General features: G+C 70.4%; 16 protein-coding genes and 2 pseudogenes. 14 read left to right on the forward strand and 4 right to left on the reverse strand.

Annotation, left to right across the window (positions count from 1 at the left end):
• The first annotated feature begins 13 nt into the window (after nucleotides 1-13).
• From IPK81_20630 to IPK81_20690, 13 genes are all read left to right on the forward strand, one after another.
• Nucleotides 14-1234: a VOC family protein gene (locus IPK81_20630; GenBank protein ID QQS11915.1), complete on the forward strand. Its 1221-nt coding sequence runs from the start codon at nucleotides 14-16 to the stop codon at nucleotides 1232-1234.
• A 16-nt stretch (nucleotides 1235-1250) separates the two neighbouring features.
• Nucleotides 1251-2216 carry a tripartite tricarboxylate transporter substrate binding protein gene (locus IPK81_20635; GenBank protein ID QQS11916.1) on the forward strand — a complete coding sequence of 322 codons (966 nt, stop codon included), beginning with the start codon at nucleotides 1251-1253 and terminating at the stop codon, nucleotides 2214-2216.
• Nucleotides 2217-2247: 31 nt separating this feature from the next.
• The gene (locus tag IPK81_20640) at nucleotides 2248-4581 is read left to right on the forward strand and encodes a xanthine dehydrogenase family protein molybdopterin-binding subunit (protein ID QQS11917.1); all 2334 of its coding nucleotides are present in this window, start codon (nucleotides 2248-2250) and stop codon (nucleotides 4579-4581) included.
• A gap of 35 nt (nucleotides 4582-4616) precedes the next feature.
• Nucleotides 4617-5000: a RidA family protein gene (locus IPK81_20645; protein QQS11918.1), complete on the forward strand. Its 384-nt coding sequence runs from the start codon at nucleotides 4617-4619 to the stop codon at nucleotides 4998-5000.
• Nucleotides 5001-5207: 207 nt separating this feature from the next.
• Nucleotides 5208-6956 carry a dihydroxy-acid dehydratase gene (locus IPK81_20650; GenBank protein QQS11919.1) on the forward strand — a complete coding sequence of 583 codons (1749 nt, stop codon included), beginning with the start codon at nucleotides 5208-5210 and terminating at the stop codon, nucleotides 6954-6956.
• A 98-nt stretch (nucleotides 6957-7054) separates the two neighbouring features.
• Nucleotides 7055-7771, forward strand: coding sequence for a ribonuclease activity regulator RraA (locus IPK81_20655; protein QQS11920.1), 717 nt, complete (start codon nucleotides 7055-7057; stop codon nucleotides 7769-7771).
• A gap of 417 nt (nucleotides 7772-8188) precedes the next feature.
• Nucleotides 8189-8443, forward strand: coding sequence for a hypothetical protein (locus IPK81_20660; protein ID QQS11921.1), 255 nt, complete (start codon nucleotides 8189-8191; stop codon nucleotides 8441-8443).
• A 454-nt stretch (nucleotides 8444-8897) separates the two neighbouring features.
• Nucleotides 8898-9302: a DoxX family protein gene (locus tag IPK81_20665; protein ID QQS11922.1), complete on the forward strand. Its 405-nt coding sequence runs from the start codon at nucleotides 8898-8900 to the stop codon at nucleotides 9300-9302.
• Between the two features lie 338 nt (nucleotides 9303-9640).
• Entirely contained in the window at nucleotides 9641-10369 is a 729-nt protein-coding gene (locus IPK81_20670; GenBank protein QQS11923.1) for an NTP transferase domain-containing protein, read from the forward strand.
• Nucleotides 10366-10800, forward strand: a complete 435-nt coding sequence (locus IPK81_20675) for an FdtA/QdtA family cupin domain-containing protein (GenBank protein ID QQS11924.1) — start codon at nucleotides 10366-10368, stop codon at nucleotides 10798-10800. Before IPK81_20670 ends, IPK81_20675 begins: the two co-directional genes overlap by 4 nt.
• Nucleotides 10797-11897, forward strand: coding sequence for a DegT/DnrJ/EryC1/StrS family aminotransferase (locus tag IPK81_20680; GenBank protein ID QQS11925.1), 1101 nt, complete (start codon nucleotides 10797-10799; stop codon nucleotides 11895-11897). The genes IPK81_20675 and IPK81_20680 overlap by 4 nt, the downstream gene beginning before the upstream one ends.
• 87 nt (nucleotides 11898-11984) lie before the next feature.
• Nucleotides 11985-13481, forward strand: coding sequence for a hypothetical protein (locus IPK81_20685; GenBank protein QQS11926.1), 1497 nt, complete (start codon nucleotides 11985-11987; stop codon nucleotides 13479-13481).
• Nucleotides 13482-13557: 76 nt separating this feature from the next.
• Nucleotides 13558-13923: a VOC family protein gene (locus IPK81_20690; protein ID QQS15194.1), complete on the forward strand. Its 366-nt coding sequence runs from the start codon at nucleotides 13558-13560 to the stop codon at nucleotides 13921-13923.
• Here IPK81_20690 and rfbB read toward each other — a convergent pair.
• Entirely contained in the window at nucleotides 13920-14975 is a 1056-nt protein-coding gene (rfbB, locus tag IPK81_20695; GenBank protein QQS11927.1) for a dTDP-glucose 4,6-dehydratase, read from the reverse strand. The two genes, IPK81_20690 and rfbB, sit on opposite strands and share 4 nt — an antisense overlap.
• Before the next feature lie 208 nt (nucleotides 14976-15183).
• Here rfbB and IPK81_20700 point away from each other — a divergent pair, with 208 nt between their 5' ends.
• Nucleotides 15184-15993: a methyltransferase domain-containing protein gene (locus tag IPK81_20700; GenBank protein QQS15195.1), complete on the forward strand. Its 810-nt coding sequence runs from the start codon at nucleotides 15184-15186 to the stop codon at nucleotides 15991-15993.
• 23 nt (nucleotides 15994-16016) lie between these two features.
• Here the strand turns inward: IPK81_20700 and IPK81_20705 are convergent.
• The 3 genes and pseudogenes from IPK81_20705 to IPK81_20715 form a co-directional block, all read right to left on the reverse strand.
• Nucleotides 16017-16783 (reverse strand): annotated as a pseudogene (locus IPK81_20705) (amino acid ABC transporter ATP-binding protein).
• Nucleotides 16784-16806: 23 nt separating this feature from the next.
• The gene (locus tag IPK81_20710) at nucleotides 16807-17925 is read right to left on the reverse strand and encodes an amino acid ABC transporter permease (protein ID QQS11928.1); all 1119 of its coding nucleotides are present in this window, start codon (nucleotides 17923-17925) and stop codon (nucleotides 16807-16809) included.
• Nucleotide 17926: 1 nt separating this feature from the next.
• Nucleotides 17927-19118, reverse strand: a pseudogene (locus IPK81_20715) (amino acid ABC transporter permease).
• Nucleotides 19119-19195: the final 77 nt, after the last annotated feature.

Here is a 19195-nt window from a genome sequence, read left to right on the forward strand (position 1 = left end):
GAAGGGACCCGCCATGAAGGCCAATGGAACATACGATGTCGGCGGCGTGCGCTATCCGCGGCCGTTCAAGATCCGCCGCCTCGGCCATTTCGGCTTCAACGTCGAGGATCTCGGCGCCGGGATCGATTTCTACGGCCGGCTGCTCGGCTTCCGGATCACCGACGAGCGCGACCTGTCGAAGATCCCGGGCCGCGAGGAGATGGCCAAGCGCCTGACCGATCCGCGCATCGTGTTCATGACCCACGGCGCCGACCACCACGCCTTCCTGCTGGCGCACAAGACGCTGGGCGCGATCTTCGGCGACGACGCGGTGTCCAAGGACGTCACGGTGAACCAGATCACCTGGCAGGTCGGGTCGATGGACGAGGTGTTCAAGGCCGCCGACTACTTCGCCGACCACCAGGTCGAGATCCGGCGCGTCGGCCGCGACATGCCCGGCAGCAACTGGCACACCTACATCCGCGATCCCGACGGCCACACCGTCGAGCTCTACTACGGGATGGAGCAGATCGGCTGGGATTCGCGCAGCAAGCCCGTCGACATGTACTACCGCGGCTTCCGCGAGCGGCCGGAGCTGCCGCAGATGTCCGAGGCCGACGAGCTGCGCGAGGCGGTCGGGAAGGGGATCGACGTGCATTCCGGCTACGCCGTGCGCGACATCGGCGCCGGCGACCACGTGGTCGAGGGCACGCGCCTGAAGCGGCCGTTCAAGATCACCAACATCGGCCCGATGAGCCTGTTCGTCGCCGACGTCGCCGCGTCGGAGGCCTTCTACACCGCCACCATGGGCTTCACGCGCACCGAGGAGGTCGTCTGGCGCGGCCACCGCTGCGTCTACCTGCGCAACGGCGCCGAGCACCACAGCCTGTCGCTGCTGCCCAAGGCGCTGCGGACGGAGCTGGGGCTGAACCCCGGCACCAGCGTGGCGTCGATGGGCATGGAGGTCGGCAGCTACCGGCAGCTGCGCGACGCGGTGGCGTTCCTCAAGGCGGAGGGCGCGACGTTCACCGACGCGATTCCGCCGGAGCTGTATCCGGGTGTCGACTACGCCGCGCACGTCGTCGATCCCGCCGGCCACTGCCTGATGCTGTACTACTACATGGAGCGCGTCGGCTGGGACGGGAAGCCGCGGCCGGCGGCGCTGCGGCGCAAGGTCGAGGGCGCGTGGCCGGAGACGCTGGAGCCGATGTCGGACACCTACGCCGACCAGACGTTCCAGGGGCCGTTGGGCTGAGCGGGGAGGAACAGAGATGAAGCATGTTGTCACCCGTCGCGCGCTGGTCGCGGCCGCCGCGCCGGCGTTGTTCGTCCCCGGCGCGCGCGCGCAGGGCGCCTATCCGTCGCAGCCGATCAAGGTGGTGCACGGCTACGCCGCAGGATCGAACCCCGACACGATCGCGCGCCACATGGCGCCGGCGCTGACGGAGATCCTCGGCGTGCCGATCGTGGTCGATCCCAAGCCCGGCGCGGCCGAGCGGCTGGCCGCCGCCCAGGTCGCCAAGGCGCCGGCCGACGGATACACGCTCTACATGATGACCGGCGGGCAGGCCGTGGTGTCGGCGACCGATCCGGCGCTGCCCTACGATCTCGCCAAGGAGTTCGCCTTCATCTCGCTGGTGACGCGCTTCCCGTTCAACTTCGTCGTGCCGGCCGACTCCCGGTTCAAGACCTTCAAGGACTTCGTCGACGAGGCCAAGGCGCGGCCGGGCAAGCTGTCCTACGGTTCCTCCGGCATCGGCTCGACCCTGCACATGGCGATGGAGCTGCTGCGCGCGCGCGTCGGCATCGACGTCGTCCACGTGCCCTACCGCGGCGGGCTGGCGCAGCCGCTGGCCGACCTGACGACCGGACAGCTCGACATCCACGTCTCGACGCTGACGCTGACCATGCAGCTCGTGCGCGCCGGCAAGCTGCGGGCGCTGGTGGTCACGTCGAAGGAGCGTTCCCGCTTCGCGCCCGACGTGCCGGCGATCGCCGAGACGGTGCCGGATTTCGACGTCGTGTCGTGGCTCGGCTACGCCGCGCCGGCGGGCCTTCCCGCCGCCGTCACCGACAAGCTGGCGGCGGCGATCCGCCAGACCGCCGAGCGGCCGGAGGTCAAGGCGAAGCTGGAGGAGCTCGGCAACGACGTGCTGGCCGACGGGCCGGCGCCGTTCCGCGCCCGCGTGATGTCCGATCTTGCGAAGTGGAAGCCGCTGGCGCACGCGGTAAAGTAGGGCGCGCGCGGCGGGACCTGGGAGTTTGGCGATGGCGAAATACGGTATCGGGCAACCCGTCCTGCGGTTCGAGGACCGCCGGCTGCTGGGCGGCAAGGGCCGCTACATCAACGACGTGAACCTGCACGGGCAGACCCACGCCGTCCTGCTGCGCTCGCCGCACGCGCATGCGCGGATCAAGGCGGTCAGGGTCGACGCCGCCCGCGCCGCGCCCGGCGTGCTGGCGGTCTACACCGGCGCCGACTACGCCGCCGACGGGCTGGGCATGCCCAAGGCGGCGATGCCGCGGAAGCGTCCCGACGGCTCGCCGATGTTCGCGCCGCAGCGGCCGGCGCTGGTCGTCGACCGCGCCCGCTACGTCGGCGATCCGGTGGCGATGGTCGTGGCCGAGACCATCGCGCAGGCCAAGGACGCGATGGAGCTGATCGAGGTCGACTACGAGGCGCTGCCGTCGGTCACCGCGACCGAGGACACCGTCAAGCCCGGCGCCCCGGCGGTGTGGGACGAGTGCCCCGACAACGTCTCCAACTTCGTCGAGCGCGGCAACAAGGCGGCCACCGATGCCGCCTTCGCCAAGGCCGCGCGCGTGGTGCGCCGCCGCTACGTCGTCACCCGCGTGCACGCCCAGTACATGGAGCCGCGCGGCGCGCTGGGCGTCTACGACCCCGGCGAGGACCGGCTGACGCTGCACGCCGACGTGCAGTATCCGCACCGCGTGCGGAACATGCTGGCGCAGATGGTCTTCAAGGTGCCCGAGAGCAAGCTCAGGGTGATCGCCGGCGACGTCGGCGGCGGCTTCGGCACCAAGGGCTGGCAGTACGTCGAGCACCGCCTCGTGCTGTGGGCGGCGCGCAAGCTCGGCCGGCCGGTGAAATGGACCTGCGAGCGCTCCGAGGCGGTGATGGCCGACGAGCACGGCCGCGACAACATCGGCGACCTCGAGGTCGCTTTCGACGCCGACCACCGCATCCTCGCGCTGCGCCTGAACATGCTGGCGAACATCGGCGCCTATGTCGGCTCCGACCGCAACCTGCTGTCGCCGTTCGGCATGATCGGCACGGTCAACGGCGTCTACAAGCTGCCGGTCGGCTACCTCAACATCGTGGGCGTGCTGTCGAACACCAACCCGACCGCGCCCTACCGCGGCGCCGGAAGGCCGGAGGCGATCTACCTGATCGAGCGGCTGCTGGACGACGCGGCGCGCGAGATGGGCGTCGACAGGATCGAGCTGCGGCGGAAGAACATGCTGGCGCCGGACGCGCTGCCGTACCAGAGCCCGCTGGGCCCGTACTACGATTGCGGCGCCTTCGAGCAGAACCTCGACATGGCGTTGAAGCTGGCCGATGTCGACGGCTTCGCCGCGCGGCAGGCGCAGTCGCGCGCGCGCGGCATGCTGCGCGGCCTGGGGATCGTCAACGCCATCGAGCAGGCCGCCGGCACCGCGCAGCCGGAATACGCCGAGATCCGGTTCAATCCCAGCGGCAGCGCCGCGCTGCTGATGGGCACCAAGAACCAGGGCCAGGGCCACGAGACGATGTTCAAGCAGATCCTGAACGAGCGCCTCGGGATCGATCCCAACGACGTGCAGTACATCGACGGCGACACCGACCGCGTCGCCTTCGGCATGGGCACCAACGGCTCGCGCTCGACCGTGATCGGCGGCTCGGCGCTGTACATGGCGGCCGAGAAGGTGATCGAGAAGGGCAAGCGCATCGCCGGGCACCTGCTGGAGGCGGGGGCGCAGGACATCGAGTTCGCCGACGGGGTCTTCAAGGTCGCCGGCACCGACAAGTCGGTGACGCTCAAGCAGGTCGCGGTCGCCGCGTTCCAGCCGCCGCGTCTGCCGGCCGGGTTCGAGGGCGGCCTCTACGAGAACGCGACCTACCTGCCGACCCGGGACACGTTCCCCAACGGCTGCCACGTCTGCGAGGTCGAGATCGACCCGGAGACCGGACATGTGAGGCTCGACCGCTACGCGGTGGTCGACGACGTCGGCACGGTGATGAACCCGATCGGCCTCAAGGGCCAGATCCACGGCGGCGTCGCCCAGGGCGTCGGCCAGATCCTGATGGAGCAGGTCGTGTGGGACCGCGAGTCGGGGCAGCTCATGACCGCCAGCTTCCTCGACTACGCCATGCCGCGCGCCGACACGCTGCCGTCGATGGAGATCAAGAGCAACCCGGTGCCGACCAAGTTCAACCCGCTCGGCGCCAAGGGCGCCGGCGAGGCGGGCACGGTCGGCGCCATGCCGGTGGTGATGAACGCCGTCATGGACGCGCTGGCGCCACTGGGCGTGCGCGAGCTCGACATGCCCGCCACCAGCGCCCGCGTCTGGGCCGCCATCCGCGACGCCAAGCCGGCCTGAGCGCCGTTCGTCCGACATCGAGAGGGAGACATTCCATGGCCAAGCGCCGCAGCATCGAGATCCAGGGATTCGGCCACAGCAATCCGATCCCCGCCGCCAGCGTGGTCGGCAACGTCCTGATGTCGAGCATCATCGGCCCGCGCGACCCCGACACCGGCAAGGTGCCGGAGTCGATAGACGCGCAGCTCGCCTGCCTGTTCCGCCACGCCAAGGCGATCGTCGAGGCGGCCGGCGGCACGACGTCGGACATCCTGAAGATGAATTTCTGGATCCGCGAGCCGCACAAGCGCGACGCCATCAACGCGGAGTGGGTCAAGATGTTCCCCGACGCCGCCGCCCGGCCGGCGCGCCACACCCAGGCGCTGACCGGCGCCGGCGAGGCGCTGGTGCAGTGCGACGTGACGGCGGTGATCGGGTAGCGTGCGGTAGCGCAAATCCCTCATCCGCCCTTCGGGCCCCTTCTCCCCGAAGACGGAGGAGAAGGGGACGACGTGTCCATCCCTTCTCCCCGTCTTCGGGGGAGAATGTGGCGCGTAGCGCCGGATGAGGGGCTTCGTCCCGGCCACGCGATGTCGCCGACGCGCCCTCGAATCGACGAAAGCGCGCGCACGACGGGGAGGAACACCATGGGCACCGAGAAGCCGGGACGGCGGTCCTACGACAGCCTGCGCAGCGCGCGCTGGTTCGCGCCCGACGATTTCCGCTCCTTCGGCCACCGCTCGCGCATGAACCAGATGGGCTACGCGGCGGAGGAGTTCGCCGGCCGTCCCATCATCGGCATCGTCAACACCTGGTCCGACTTCGCGCAGTGCCACGCGCACTTCAAGTCGCGGGTCGACGACGTCAAGCGCGGGGTGCTGCACGCCGGCGGCTTCCCGCTCGAGCTGCCGGCGATCTCGCTGTCGGAGAGCACGGTCAAGCCCACGACCATGCTCTACCGCAACTTCCTCGCCATGGAGACGGAGGAGTTGATCCGCTCGCAGCCGGTCGACGGCGTCGTGCTGATGGGCGGCTGCGACAAGACCACGCCCGGACTGGTCCTCGGCGCCACCAGCGCCGGCGTGCCGGCGGTCTATCTGCCGGCCGGCCCGATGCTGCGCGGCAACTGGCACGGCAAGACGCTGGGCTCGGGCTCGGACGCCTTCAAGTACTGGGACGAGCGGCGCGCCGGCAACATCTCGGCCAAGGACTGGGGCGAGATGGAGGTCGGCATCGCGCGCTCCTACGGCGTCTGCATGACCATGGGCACGGCCTCGACCATGACGGCGCTCGCCGACGTGCTGGGGCTGTCGCTGCCCGGCGCCTCGTCGATCCCCGCCGCCGACTCCAACCACATCCGCATGTGCTCGGCCGCCGGGCGGCGGATCGTCGACATGGTATGGGACGATCTGACGCCGGCGAGGATCCTCACCGAGGGCGCATTCCGCAACGCCATCGTGGTGGCGATGGCCATGGGCTGTTCGACCAACGCCGTTATCCATCTCCTGGCCATGGCGCGGCGTGCCGGCCATGACATCGGGCTGGCGGATTTCGACGCCGTCAGCCGCAAGGTGCCGGTGATCGCCAACATCCGGCCCAGCGGCGACACGTATTTGATGGAGGACTTCTACTACGCCGGCGGCCTGCTCGGGCTGATGTCGCGCCTCAAGGACTTCCTCGACCTGTCGCAGATCAACGTCTCCGGCGCGGCGTGGCGCGACAGCCTCGACGGCGCGAAGGTGTACAACGACGACGTCATCCGCCCGCTCGACAAGGCGATCTACCAGGAGGGCGCGCTGGCGGTTCTCAAGGGCAACATCGCGCCCGACGGCTGCGTCATCAAACCGTCGGCATGCGAGCCGCGATTGCTGCGACACACCGGCCTTGCGTTGGTGTTCGACGACTACGCCGACCTCAAGGCCAACATCAACCGCGAAGACCTCGACGTCACCGCCGACCACGTGCTGGTGCTGCGCAACGCGGGTCCGCAGGGCGGTCCGGGCATGCCGGAATGGGGCATGCTGCCGATCCCCACGAAGCTGGTGAAGCAAGGCGTGCGCGACATGATCCGCATCTCCGACGCGCGCATGAGCGGCACCAGCTACGGCGCCTGCATCCTGCACGTGGCGCCCGAATCCTACGTCGGCGGGCCGCTGGCGCTGGTGCGCACGGGCGACCGCATCACGTTGGACGTGCCGGCGCGGACTTTGAACCTAGAGGTCTCCGAGGCCGAGCTGGCCACGCGCCGCGCCGCGCTGGTCAAGCCGCCGGTGCGCTATGAGCGCGGCTACGGCTGGATGTTCTCGCGCCACATCAAGCAGGCCAACGACGGCTGCGATTTCGACTTCCTGGAGACGAAGTTCGGCGCCGCGGTGCGCGAGCCGGAGATCCACTAGCGGTTTGCCCGCCGTCATGATGACCCCTCATCCGGCGCCGCGCGCCAGATGAGGGACGCCGCGCCCGCCGCTTGCCGACCCCTGCCGGAGGACGACCGATGCCGCTCAAGCCCGGAACCCGCGACAAGCTGCGCACCGTCTCGACCGCGACCATCTGCACCGCGCTGTTCAAGCGCGGATTCCGCAACCAGATGATCCAGGAGTCGCGGGCGCTCGATCCCTCGAAGCCGACCATGGTCGGGGAGGCGTTCACGCTGCGCTACATCCCCGCCCGCGAGGACCTCAATCCGATCACCGTGTTCCAGGACCGCGGCCACCCGCAGCGCAAGGCGGTCGAGGACTGCCCGGCGGGCGCGGTGTTCGTGATCGACAGCCGCAAGGACGCGCGCGCGGCGTCGGCCGGCTCGATCCTCGTCACGCGGCTGATGAAGCGCGGCGTCGCCGGCGTGGTCACGGACGGCGGCTTCCGCGACGCCGCCGAGATCGCGAAGCTCGACATCCCGACGTTCCACGTGCGCCCGTCGGCGCCGACCAACCTCACGGTGCACCAGGCCGTCGACATCAACGTGCCGATCGGCTGCGGCGACGCGCCGGTGTGGCCGGGCGACGCCATCGTCGGCGACGCCGACGGCGTGGTCGTGATCCCCGCCCATCTCGCCGACGAGATCGCCGAGGAGGCTGTCGAGATGACGGCGTTCGAGGATTTCGTGACCGAGAAGGTGATGGAGGGCCGCTCCATCCTCGGCCTCTACCCGCCGACCGACGAGCGGTCCAAGGCGGATTTCGCGGTGTGGCGGAAGGCGAAGGGACGCTGAGCGGGCGGCGTCTGCCGGCGGGACCAGGTTGGCGGCGACCGTCGTCGCCGCGTACATTCCACGACGGCGCGGAACGGGGAGGTCGACATGCGTTGGATCGTCGGTTGCGTCGTCGCGTGCTGCGCGGTCCTGACCGCCTGCCAGCAGACCACCGAGCCGGGCTAGGCTGGCACGACCGCCCCGGGCGCCGCGTCCCAAAGCGCGCCCGCCGCGTCGCCCGCGCGGCCGCCACCTGCGTCGGCGACCACCGTGGCGTCGATGCCCGGACCGTTGCCGGCCCACGCGCCCGCTACCGCGACGCCGCCGGCCGCGAAGCCCGCCGCCGCGGCTCAGTCGCCTGCCATCACGCCCGCCGCCAACGCCACGGCTCCCGCTGCCAAGGCCGCCGCCGCCCCCGCGGTTACGATTGGCGCGGCCGTGGCGCCGGCCCCGGCCGCGCAGTCCACCGCGCCGGCGCCCGCCAAACCGCCGGCCCCCGTCCGCGTCCGCGCCACCAAGGGCGAGACCTGCTCACGGTGCATCCGGTACTGCGTCGACTGGTGCGGCGCCAACATGAGCGGCGTGACCGGCTGTCCCGATGGCTGCCGCGCGCGCGGCGAGACGTGCAACGCCACCGGCGAATGGACGGTCAAGGAGGGCGTCATGACCCTCACGCACATGGCGCCAAGGTGAGCGGACCGCGATGCCGCTCGACGCAAGCGCGCGGCTGGTCCGTTAGCGCGTCGATCGGACATCGGCGTCGCCTCACGGACGGCGACCCCTCACCCGACCTCTCGCCCGCCGGGGGAGAGGCGGAAGAGGCTGGAGAGGCGCGACGGAAGGCGAGCCCTTGCATTCATGTTCCTCTCCCCTATCGGGGGAGAGGTTAGGCGAGGGGGCGCAACGACGCGCGCGATCTCCGGGCGAACCGGATCGCGAGGCGATTTGCGATAGCCGTGCGAGCGCACGGAGGGATCCACGCGCTGTCGATGGGCCTGTCGCCACCAGGGGCAAGCATGGCGACGGCCGCGGTCATCGTCGTCCGCGCCGACAGTTCGACCCGCCGGGGGATTCGGAAGCGTCGGGAATCGCGCTAGGATGGCGGGCGTCGCCGAGAGGCAGCCATCCAGACAGGGTACGCCCCGCCATGAGCATCGATTCCATCCGCACCGCCTTCGCGCCGCACGCGCTGAGCGCGTTGCGCGTCGCCACCGGGCTGCTGTTCCTGCAGCACGGCACGGCGAAGTTCCTTAAGATTCCGCACATGCCGATGTTCGACAAGCTGCAGACATTCTCGCCGTCGGGCGTCGCGGGCGTCCTCGAACTCGTCGGCGGCGCGCTGATCGTGGCCGGGCTGTTCACGCGGCCGGTCGCCTTCATCCTCTCCGGCCTTATGGCGTTCGCGTATTTCATGGCGCACGCGCCACGCGGCTTCTATCCGATCCTGAACGGCGGCGAGCTGGCCGCGCTGTACTGCTTCGTGTTCCTCCACCTGTCCTGCGTCGGCGGCGGCCCGTGGAGCGTCGATTACATCGTGCGCAAGAAGCTGTGAGCCCGAGGGTGGTCCGTCCGGGTCGAGGCAAGCGCCACGTCAACGCCGCGCCTGGCCGCCGCATACCACCGCCGGTCTTTCCGGAGGATGACGCGGTGCCCGTCCCATAAGACGATTTTCGGTCCTATGGGACGGGCACCGCGTCCGGGGGAGACCGCATACCCCGCCTGCAAGCGGCGCTGCCGGCGTCCGCGCCGCATTTCGCCACAATCCCGTGGCGTGGCGGGCCGCGCGTCCGGACGCCGCCCGCGCCGCGCCCCAATCCCGCCGCGGTGGCGCTTCCTTCCTTGGCTTTGATGCCGCCCGTGCGTAGGGTGCGCGCGGTTGGGGGAGGACCGATGAAGGGCGTCATTCTGGCGGGCGGCAAGGGCACGCGGCTGTATCCGCTGACCAAGGCCACCAACAAGCATCTGCTGCCGGTCGGCCGCGAGCCGATGATCTTCCATCCCATCCGCCAGATGGTGAAGGCGGGAATCACCGACATCCTCGTGGTCACCAGCGTCGACCACATGGGCGAGATGGTGAACTGCCTCGGCTCGGGCGTCGATCTCGGCTGCGGCCTGACCTACCGCGTGCAGGACGGCGCGCTCGGCATCGCGCACGCCCTGGCGCTGGCCGAGGGCTTCGCCGCCGGCGGCAAGATCTGCGTCTTCCTCGGCGACAACGTGTTCCAGCGGTCGATCGCGCCGGTGGCCGACTCGTTCCGCCGCCAGGAATCCGGCGCCCGCGTCGTGCTCAAGAGCGTGCACGACCCGGAGCGCTACGGCGTGGCGGCGCTGGACGAGCAGCACATCGTCGAGATCGAGGAGAAGCCGGCGGCGCCGAAGACCTCGTTCGCCGTGGTCGGCCTCTACTTCTACGACGGCCAGGTGTTCGACATCATCCGCGGCATCCAGCCCTCCGCGCGCGGCGAGTACGAGATCACCGCCGTCAACAACGCCTACATCGCCCGTCGCCAGCTCCAGTACGACGTCTATCCCGGCGCATGGACCGACGCCGGCACGTTCGAATCGCTGCTGGAGGCCAACAAGCTGCTGCACGAATGCGGCAACGAGATCGCGCCGTGAAGCCGCCGGCCGATCCCGGCGTCGCGGGCTGCCGCTGGATGGCGGTGCGCGGCGCCACCGACTCGCGCGGCTCCGTCAGCTTCGTCGAGACCGGAACCGATCTCGATTTCCCGGTCCGCCGCGCCTTCTGGATCCACAGCGTCCAGCCCGGCCAGCCGCGGGGCCACCACGCCCACCGCGACGCGCGGTTGCTGATGGTGGCGGTCGCCGGCGCCGCCGACCTGATCCTCGACGACGGCGTCCGGCGCGAGACCGTGCGCCTCGACCGTCCCGACCGCGGCATGTTCCTCGAGCCTTGGGTGTGGCACGAGCTGGCCGACATCGCCGCCGGCACCGTCGTGCTGGTGCTGGCCTCGACCAACTACGCCGAGTCCGACTACATCCGCGGCTACGACGATTTCCTGCGCGAAGCGAAGGCGCGGCGGAAATGACCGTCCCCTTCCTCGACCTGCGCGCGGTCTACGTCGAGCTCAAGGACGAGATCGACGCCGCGATGCTGCGCGTGGCCGATTCCGGCTGGTACGTGCTGGGCAAGGAGGTCGCGGCCTTCGAGGCCGAGTTCGCCGCCTATTGCGGGGTGAAGCACTGCGTCGGGGTGGGCAACGGGCTGGAGGCGCTGGAGCTGACCCTGCGCGCCTGGGACATCGGCCCCGGCGACGAGGTGATCGTGCCGTCGAGCACCTACATCGCCACCTGGCTGGCGGCCACCGCGTGCGGCGCCCGCGTCGTGCCGGTCGAGCCGGACGTCCGGACCGCCAACCTCGATCCCGAGCGCGTCGCGGCCGCGATCACGCCGCGCACCCGGGCGATCATCCCCGTGCACCTCTACGGCCAGCCGGCCGACATGGATCCGGTCATGGCGCTGGCGGAGCGGCACGGCGTGCGCGTGCTGGAGGACGTCGCGCAGGCGCAGGGCGCCCGCTACAAGGGCCGCCGCTCGGGCGCGCTGGCGCATGCCGGCGCGTTCAGCTTCTTCCCCAGCAAGAACCTCGGCGCGCTGGGCGACGCGGGCGCCGTCACCACCGACGACGCCGCGCTGGCGGACCGGCTGCGCACCCTGCGCAACTACGGCTCGAAGGTGAAGTACGTGAACCTCGAGGCCGGCGTGAACTCGCGGCTGGACGAGCTGCAGGCCGCCGTGCTGCGGGCCAAGCTCCCGACGCTGGACGCGTTCAACGACCGCCGCCGCGCGCTCGCGGCGCGCTATCTCGCGGCGCTGGCCGGGATCGACGGGATCGAGACGCCCCACGTGCCGCAATGGGCGGATCCCGTATGGCACCTGTTCACCGTGCGCTGCCGCGACCGCAAGGCCGCGACGGCGGCGCTCGACGCCGCCGGAATCGGCTGGCTGATCCACTATCCGATCCCGCCGCACCTCCAGCGGGCCTACGCCGGGCTCGGCCTGCCGGCCGGGTCGTTCCCGCTGGCCGAGCGCATCGCCGACACCACGCTCAGCCTGCCGATCGGCCCGCACATGCCGGCGGCGGACGTCGACGCCGTGGCCGCCGCCCTGCGGCGCGCGGCGTGAGCGGGCGGACCGGCGCGTCCGCCGCCGCGCGATGCTGAGGTTCCCGCGCGCCATCGCCACGACCGCCGCGGCCGGGGGGCGCCCGCCATGCTGAGCTTCCTGCGCGCCATCGCCACGACCGGCGGCGCCAGCGCGATCAGCCTGCTGCTGGGGCTGGCCACCAACAAGATCGTGGCCATCACGCTGGGGCCGGCCGGTGTGGGCTTGTTGGCGTCGTACCGCCAGTTGCAGGAGGTGGTCACCGGCCTGGGGACGCTGGGCGGCGCCGCCGGACTGGTGCAGGGCCTGTCGTCGACCGAGGGCGACGCCCGCCGGCGGCGGCTGGTGGCGGCTGTGTGGGTGACCATGACCGGCATCGTCGTGTTCGCGCTGCTGCTGCTGATCGGCGCGCCGGCGCTCGCCGAGCACTTCTTCCGCGACACCGCGCCGGAGATCGTGTTCGCGATCCGCTGCATGGTGGTGACGGCGGCGGTGTCGATCCTGGGCTTCCTGTTCAGCGGCCTGGTCAACGTGTCCGGCGCGTTGGTCTGGCTGGCGCTGGCGAACATCGCCGCGTCGCTGGCGGGTCTGGCGCTGGCGTGGCCGCTGGCGACGATGGCGCACGACGGCGCGCAGCTCGCGTTCCTCGGTCTGATCCTCGCGCCGGTAGCCACGCAGCTTGTCGTCTCGGCGTATTTCGCGCGCCGGCTGGGATGGTGGCCGCAGATCGCCACGGCGTTCCGCGACGCGCCCAGGCGCGACGACGTCGCGCATTTCCTCAAGTTCTTCGCGGCCAACGTCGGCGCCGGCCTGCTCAACTCCGCCTCGTTCATGGCGCTGCGCGCGCTGATCATCGAGACCGACGGGCAGGGCGCCAACGGGCTTTTCCAGGCGGCGTGGATCCTGACGTCGCAGAACCTCGCGGTGCTTATGGCGTCGTTCGGTACCTACCTGTTGCCGTCGCTCAGCGCCGCCGGTGACACCGGGTCGCGCCGCCGCTTCCTCGACGACGCGCTGTCGGTGGTCAGCGTGCTGGCCGCGCCGCTGATCGGAATCGGCCTGCTGTTCATGCCGCTGATCCTTCGGGTCCTCTACTCGTCGGCGTTCCTCGACGCGATGGCGCCGCTGCGCTGGATGCTGGTGGGCAACCTGTTCAGCGCCTACGTGACGGTGCTCGTGATCCTGCTGATGGCGCGCGCCAGGCTGCTGCCGGTCGCGGTCAGCGAGGCGCTCTGGTACGGCGGCATGCTGGCGACCGGCGCCGCCGTGTTCACCGGGTACATCGACCCCGCCCGGTTCGGCGTCGGTCGGCTCGAGGCGCTGGGCGTCGCGTTCCTCGTCCTGCACGTCGCGCGGCTGGCGTTCCTGCTGTACTGGAGCCGGCGTTCGCTCGACTACTGGCCCGGCGCGGTGGTGTGGCGCGTGGCGGCCGCCTCGTTGCTCGTGGTGGCCGCCGCGGCCTGGATCGGGTGGTCGGCACGCGAGGTCGACTGGCTCGTGAGCGTTCCGGCCGCGCTGGTCGTCTGCGCGACGCCGCTGCTGCTGCTCGACGCCCCGCGGCGCGCCGCGCTGCGCCGGCTGGTGCGCGAGCGCCTCGGACGCTGAGGCCGGCGCGCGCCCCGCGGGGTCCGGAGGAGCGATCGACGAGGTGACGGGCTCCGCCGATCGCCCCGGGGACGGCATCGCCGTCGAGCGGACGGCGCCGATCCCGGGGATCTTCGACGAAGCGGAGGCGAAGGCGTTCGACGCCGGCCTCGTTGGGGGCAATCTCGACTGGGAGCAGCGATCCGGCGCCGACTTCCCACTCTACGCCCAGGCCTCGCGCGCCGGCCTGACGCCGCGTCCCGGCGGCCGCCACGGCGACGGCGCGCCGGGATCGACGGTGTTCGTGCACCCGCGCGGCGTACGCGCTCTCCAGCGCGAGCCGGAGGGCCGGAACCGCGCCCACGTGCGGCCGAGCGTCGAGCAGTCACAATGGCGACTCGTCACCGGGACGGTCGACCCGTTCGGCGACCGCATCCGCTCGCATGAGCCGCCGGCGGCCTAGTCGGCCAGCCCGAGGCGCTCGCCGCGGTAGGCGCCGCTGAGCACCCGCTCCCACCAGCCGCGGTTGTCGAGGAACCAGCGCACCGTGGCGCGGATGCCGTCGTCGAAGCCGTGGCGCGCGCGCCAGCCGATCTCGCGCTCGAGCTTGCCGGCGTCGATGGCGTAACGCAGGTCGTGCCCCGGACGGTCGGCGACGAAGCGGATCAGCTCGGCGTGCGGCCGGTGCGGTCCGTCCGGCAGGAACTCGTCCAGCGCGGCGCAGATCGCGCGCACGACGTCGATGTTGCGCCGCTCGTTGCCGCCGCCGACGTTGTAGGTCTCGCCGACCCGTCCGCGCTCCAGCACCATCAGCAGCGCCTCGGCGTGGTCCTCGACGTGCAGCCAGTCGCGCACGTTCTCGCCCTTCCCGTAGACCGGCAGCGTCTCCCCGCGCAGCGCCCGGATCGTGACCAGCGGGATCAGCTTCTCCGGGAAGTGGTAGGGGCCGTAGTTGTTCGAGCAGTTCGTCGTCAGCGTCGGCAGGCCGTAGGTGTGGTGCCAGGCGCGCACGAGATGGTCGGACGACGCCTTGCTGGCGGAGTAGGGCGAGTTCGGCTTGTACGACGTCTCCTCGGTGAACAGCCCGTCCTGCCCGAGCGAGCCGTAGACCTCGTCGGTCGAGATGTGCTGGAAGCGGAACCGCGCGCGCGCGTCGGCGTCGAGCGTCCGCCAGTAGGCCAGCGCCGCCTCAAGCAGCGTCCAGGTGCCGACGATGTTGGTCTGGATGAACGGGGCGGCGCCGTCGATCGACCGGTCGACATGGCTCTCGGCGGCGAGATGCAGTATCGCGTCCGGCCGCTCGGCGGCAAGGATCGCGTCGATCGCGGCGCGGTCGCAGATGTCGGCGCGGTGGAAGCGGTGACGGGGATGTTCGAGCGCCTCGGCGAGCGATTCCAGATTGCCGGCGTAGGTCAGCTTGTCGACCGTCACCGCCGACCAGGGCGTCGCGCGCACGATGCGGCGGACGACGGCCGATCCGATGAATCCGGCGCCCCCGGTCACGAGTATTTTCATGGAGATCGCTCGACCTTTCCGCGCATGCCCCTGTGGGCCGATGGTACAGGAGCCGGGACAGGGTTGAAAGTTGGTGCTAAAACAAACAGATAGCGGAAATGGCTCGCCTCGCGAGCATGGGGCCCCGATCGTGAGCGACAATTCCTCCCGGAAGTCCCCGCCGGCGCCGCGCGCCGGGCGGCGCTTCACGCCGGACCTGTTCGATCTGATCGGACGGCCGGCGTGGGACGATTCGTGGCCCGAGAGCTGGAAGTTGTCGTTCCACCACGACGCCAACTCGGTGTGGCCCGGCGCGTCGGAGCGCGGCTACCGCGTCGCCTACCGCAACCGCTTCGCGCGCGCCGTCGACTACGTGCTCGACACCACCGCGCCGGGCGCCCGGGTGCTCGACCTCGCCGCCGGCCAGGGCAATTTCTCGATCGTGCTGGCGGAACTCGGCTACGCCGTGACCTGGAACGATCTCCGCGCCGATCTGGTCGACTACGTGCGCCTGAAGACCGCGCGGACGGACATCGATTTCATGCCCGGCGACCTGTTCGAGCTGCCGGCGGAGCGGGTCGGGCGTTACGACGCCATCGTCGCCACCGAGATCATCGAGCATGTGGCCCACCCCGACGAGTTCCTGCGCCGGCTGTCCGGCTTGCTGGCGCCGGGCGGCCACATCGTTCTGACGACCCCCAACGGCGCCTATTTCCGCAACCGGCTGCCGCGCTTCTCCGACTGCCCCGACCCGTCGATGTACGAGGCGATGCAGTTCAAGCCCGACGGCGACGGCCATATCTTCCTGCTGCATCCCGACGAGTGGGCGACCCTGGCGGCGAAGGCCGGTCTGCGCGTCGAGCGGCTGGAGTTCTTCAACAACCCGCTGTCGAACGGCCACCTGAAGACGCGCCTGCTGTTGCCGCTGCTGCCCCGCGCGGTGGTGGACGGCGTCGAGGCGCTGTCGACGCGCGTCCCCGGCCGGCTCGGCGCGCGCCTCCATATCCACGCCGCCGCGCTGCTCAGCATGGCGGCCTGAGCGGCGCCGCCACCCGGCCGCTCCTAGTGGTGGAGGATCTGGCCGAGGAAGGTGCGGGTCCGCTCCTCTCGCGGATTGGCGAAGAACTCCGTGGGCGGACCCATCTCGACGATCTCGCCGCGGTCCATGAAGACGACGCGGTCGGCGACCGAGCGGGCGAAGCCCATCTCGTGCGTCACGACGAGCATCGTCATGCCCTCGTTGGCGAGCTCGATCATGACGTCGAGCACCTCCTTGACCATCTCGGGATCGAGGGCGGAGGTCGGCTCGTCGAACAGCATGATCTTCGGCCGCATGCACAGCGCGCGCGCGATCGCGACGCGCTGCTGCTGGCCGCCGGAGAGCTGGCCCGGATACTTGGCCGCCTGCTCGGGGATGCGCACACGCTTGAGCAGCCCCATCGCGATCTCCTCGGCGTCGCGCTTGGGTGTCTTCTTCACCCAGATCGGCGCCAGCGTGAGGTTCTCGAGGATCGTCAGGTGCGGGAACAGGTTGAACGACTGGAACACCATGCCGACCTCGCGCCGGATCTCCTGGATGTTCTTGACGTCGTTGGACAGCGTGACGCCGTCGACGACGATGTGCCGGCCTGGTGCTCCTCCAGCCGGTTGATGCAGCGGATCAGCGTCGACTTGCCGGAGCCGGACGGTCCGCAGATGACGATCTTCTCGCTCTGCCGCACCGACAGGTCGACGTCGGTCAGCACGTGGAACTGGCCGTACCATTTGTTGACGGCCTTGAGCCGGATCACCTCCGGCAGGTCCGACAGGTCGCGCGCAGCGTTCGCCATGGCAGGTGTCTCCGTCGCGCCGCTCAGCGGCGCACGCCCCTGTTGAGTTCGCGCTCCAGATGCTTGCTGTAGAGCGACATCGAGTAGCACATCGCGAAATAGAGCGCGGCGAGGAAGATGTGGACCTCGTTCGCGAAGCCCGCCCAGGCGCGGTCGGCGATCGCCTGCTCGCCGGCGTTGAGCAGGTCGAAGATGCCGATGATCAGCACCAGCGACGTGTCCTTGAAGAAGCCGATGAAGGTGTTCACCAGCGGCGGGATCACGACGGCCAGCGCCTGCGGCAGAATCACGAACAGCGTCTTCTGCGGGTAGTTGAGGCCGAGCGCGTCGGCGGCCTCGTACTGGCCCTTCGAAAGCGACTGCAGTCCGCCGCGCACGATCTCCGCGATGTAGGCGCCGGCGAACAGCGTGACGGCGACCAGCGCGCGCAGGAACTTGTCGATGCTGACGCCCGCCGGCAGGAACAGCGGCAGCATGACCGACGCCATGATGAGCAGGCTGATCAGCGGCACGCCGCGGATCAGCTCGATGTAGCCGACGCAGAGGCCCTTGATCAGCGGCAGGTTCGAGCGCCGGCCGAGCGCCGCCAGCACGCCGAGCGGGAACGCGAACGCCAGCGCGTAGGCGGCCAGGATGAGCGTCACCGGCAGGCCGCCCCAGCGCGATGTCTCCACGAAGCTGAGGCCGAGCACGCCGCCGAACATCAGCGTCAGCGACACCACCGTCCCGACGCCCCAGATCACCAGCAGCCGCCAGTTCCAGAACCGCCGGTCGCAGCTCACCACCAGCATCGCGATGATGGCGATGCACGCGAACAGCGGCCGCCAGTGCTCGTCGAGTGGATAGGTGCCGAAGAAGATCAGCCGGTACTTGTCGCCGATGATGGCCCAGCATGCGCCGTCCGGACTCGCCTGCTTGCAGGCGGCCCCGTCGGGGGCCGAGAACACCGCGCGGAACAGGCCCCAGTCGAGGATGCCCCACAGCAGCCAGCCAATGCCCACGACCAGCACGATCGTCGTGATCCCGTTGCCCCAGCCGTTGAACAGGTTCTTGCGCGCCCACCCGATCGCGCCGGTCTCGCCGCGCGGCGGGGATCGCTGGGGCTTGGCGGACGCGCCGCCGGCCCGCGCCAGGTCGGTCATGTCAGCGCTCCACCAGCGCGATGCGCTTGTTGTACCAGTTCATGAACAGGGAGATCGACAGGCTCACCGACAGGTAGGCGACCATGATGATCAGGACGCCCTCGATCGCCTGGCCCGTCTGGTTGATCGTCACGTTGATCGCGGCGACCAGGTCGGGATGGCCGATCGCGATCGCCAGCGAGCTGTTCTTCGTGATGTTCAGGTACGAGCTGGTCATCGGCGGCACGATGACGCGCAGAGCCTGGGGCAGCAGCACCAGCCGGGTGGTGTGGGCGCGCGACAGGCCGATGGCGTAGGCGGCCTCGGTCTGGCCGCGGTGGATGGCGAGGATGCCGGAGCGCACGATCTCGGCGATGAACGCCGAGGTGTAGAGCGTCAGGCCGAGCAGCAGCGCCACGAATTCCGGCTGCATCACCGAGCCGCCGCTGAAGTTGAAGCCCTTGAGCTCGGGTACACTCAGCGCGGTCGGCGCGCCACCCGCCAGCCACGCCAGCACCGGCAGACCGACGATGATCGCGGCGCCGGCCGACAGCGTCGGGAATTGCTGGCCGGTCGCCTCCTGGCGGGCGCGGGCCCAGCGGTGGACGGCGAACGCCGCCGCGATCCCGACAAGCAGCGCGACGCCCATCCATTTGTGGATCGGATCGGCGACCGGGACCGGGATGGAGACGCCGCGGTTGGAGATGAAGATCGAGCCCGCGATGTCGATCGCCTGCTTCGGGCCGGGCAGCGATTCGCGGATGAATTTCGCGATCAGCAGCAGCCACAGCAGCAGCGGCACGTTGCGGAAGATCTCGACGTACCACGGCGCAGATCTTGGCCAGCAGCCAGTTCGACGACAGCCGGCCGATGCCCACCAGCGTGCCGAGGATGGTCGACAGCACGATGCCGATGACGGCGACCCGCAGCGTGTTGAGCATGCCGACGAACAGGGCGCGGCCGTAGGAGTCGGCGGCGGAGTAGGGGATGACGGTGTCGCCGATGTCGAAGCCCGCCTCCTTCACGAGGAAGCTGAACCCGGTGGCGATCTTCTGGCGCTCGAGGTTGGCCAGCGTGTTCTGGACGAGGAAGGTGACCAGCGCCACGAACAGGCCGATCACGACGATCTGGAACGCCCATCCGCGGATGACCGGGTCGTTCCACGGCGGCACGGCGGGCTTGGCCGCGGCCGACGGGAAGGTGATGTTCGCCATGTCTCGCTCGCTGTCCGCGGCCGTCGCCGACGTTCGGGAAGCGGCCTCCGCCGGCGACGGGCGCCGGCGGAGGGCCT

This window comes from Rhodospirillales bacterium, assembly GCA_016699855.1.
GTDB lineage: Bacteria > Pseudomonadota > Alphaproteobacteria > Reyranellales > Reyranellaceae.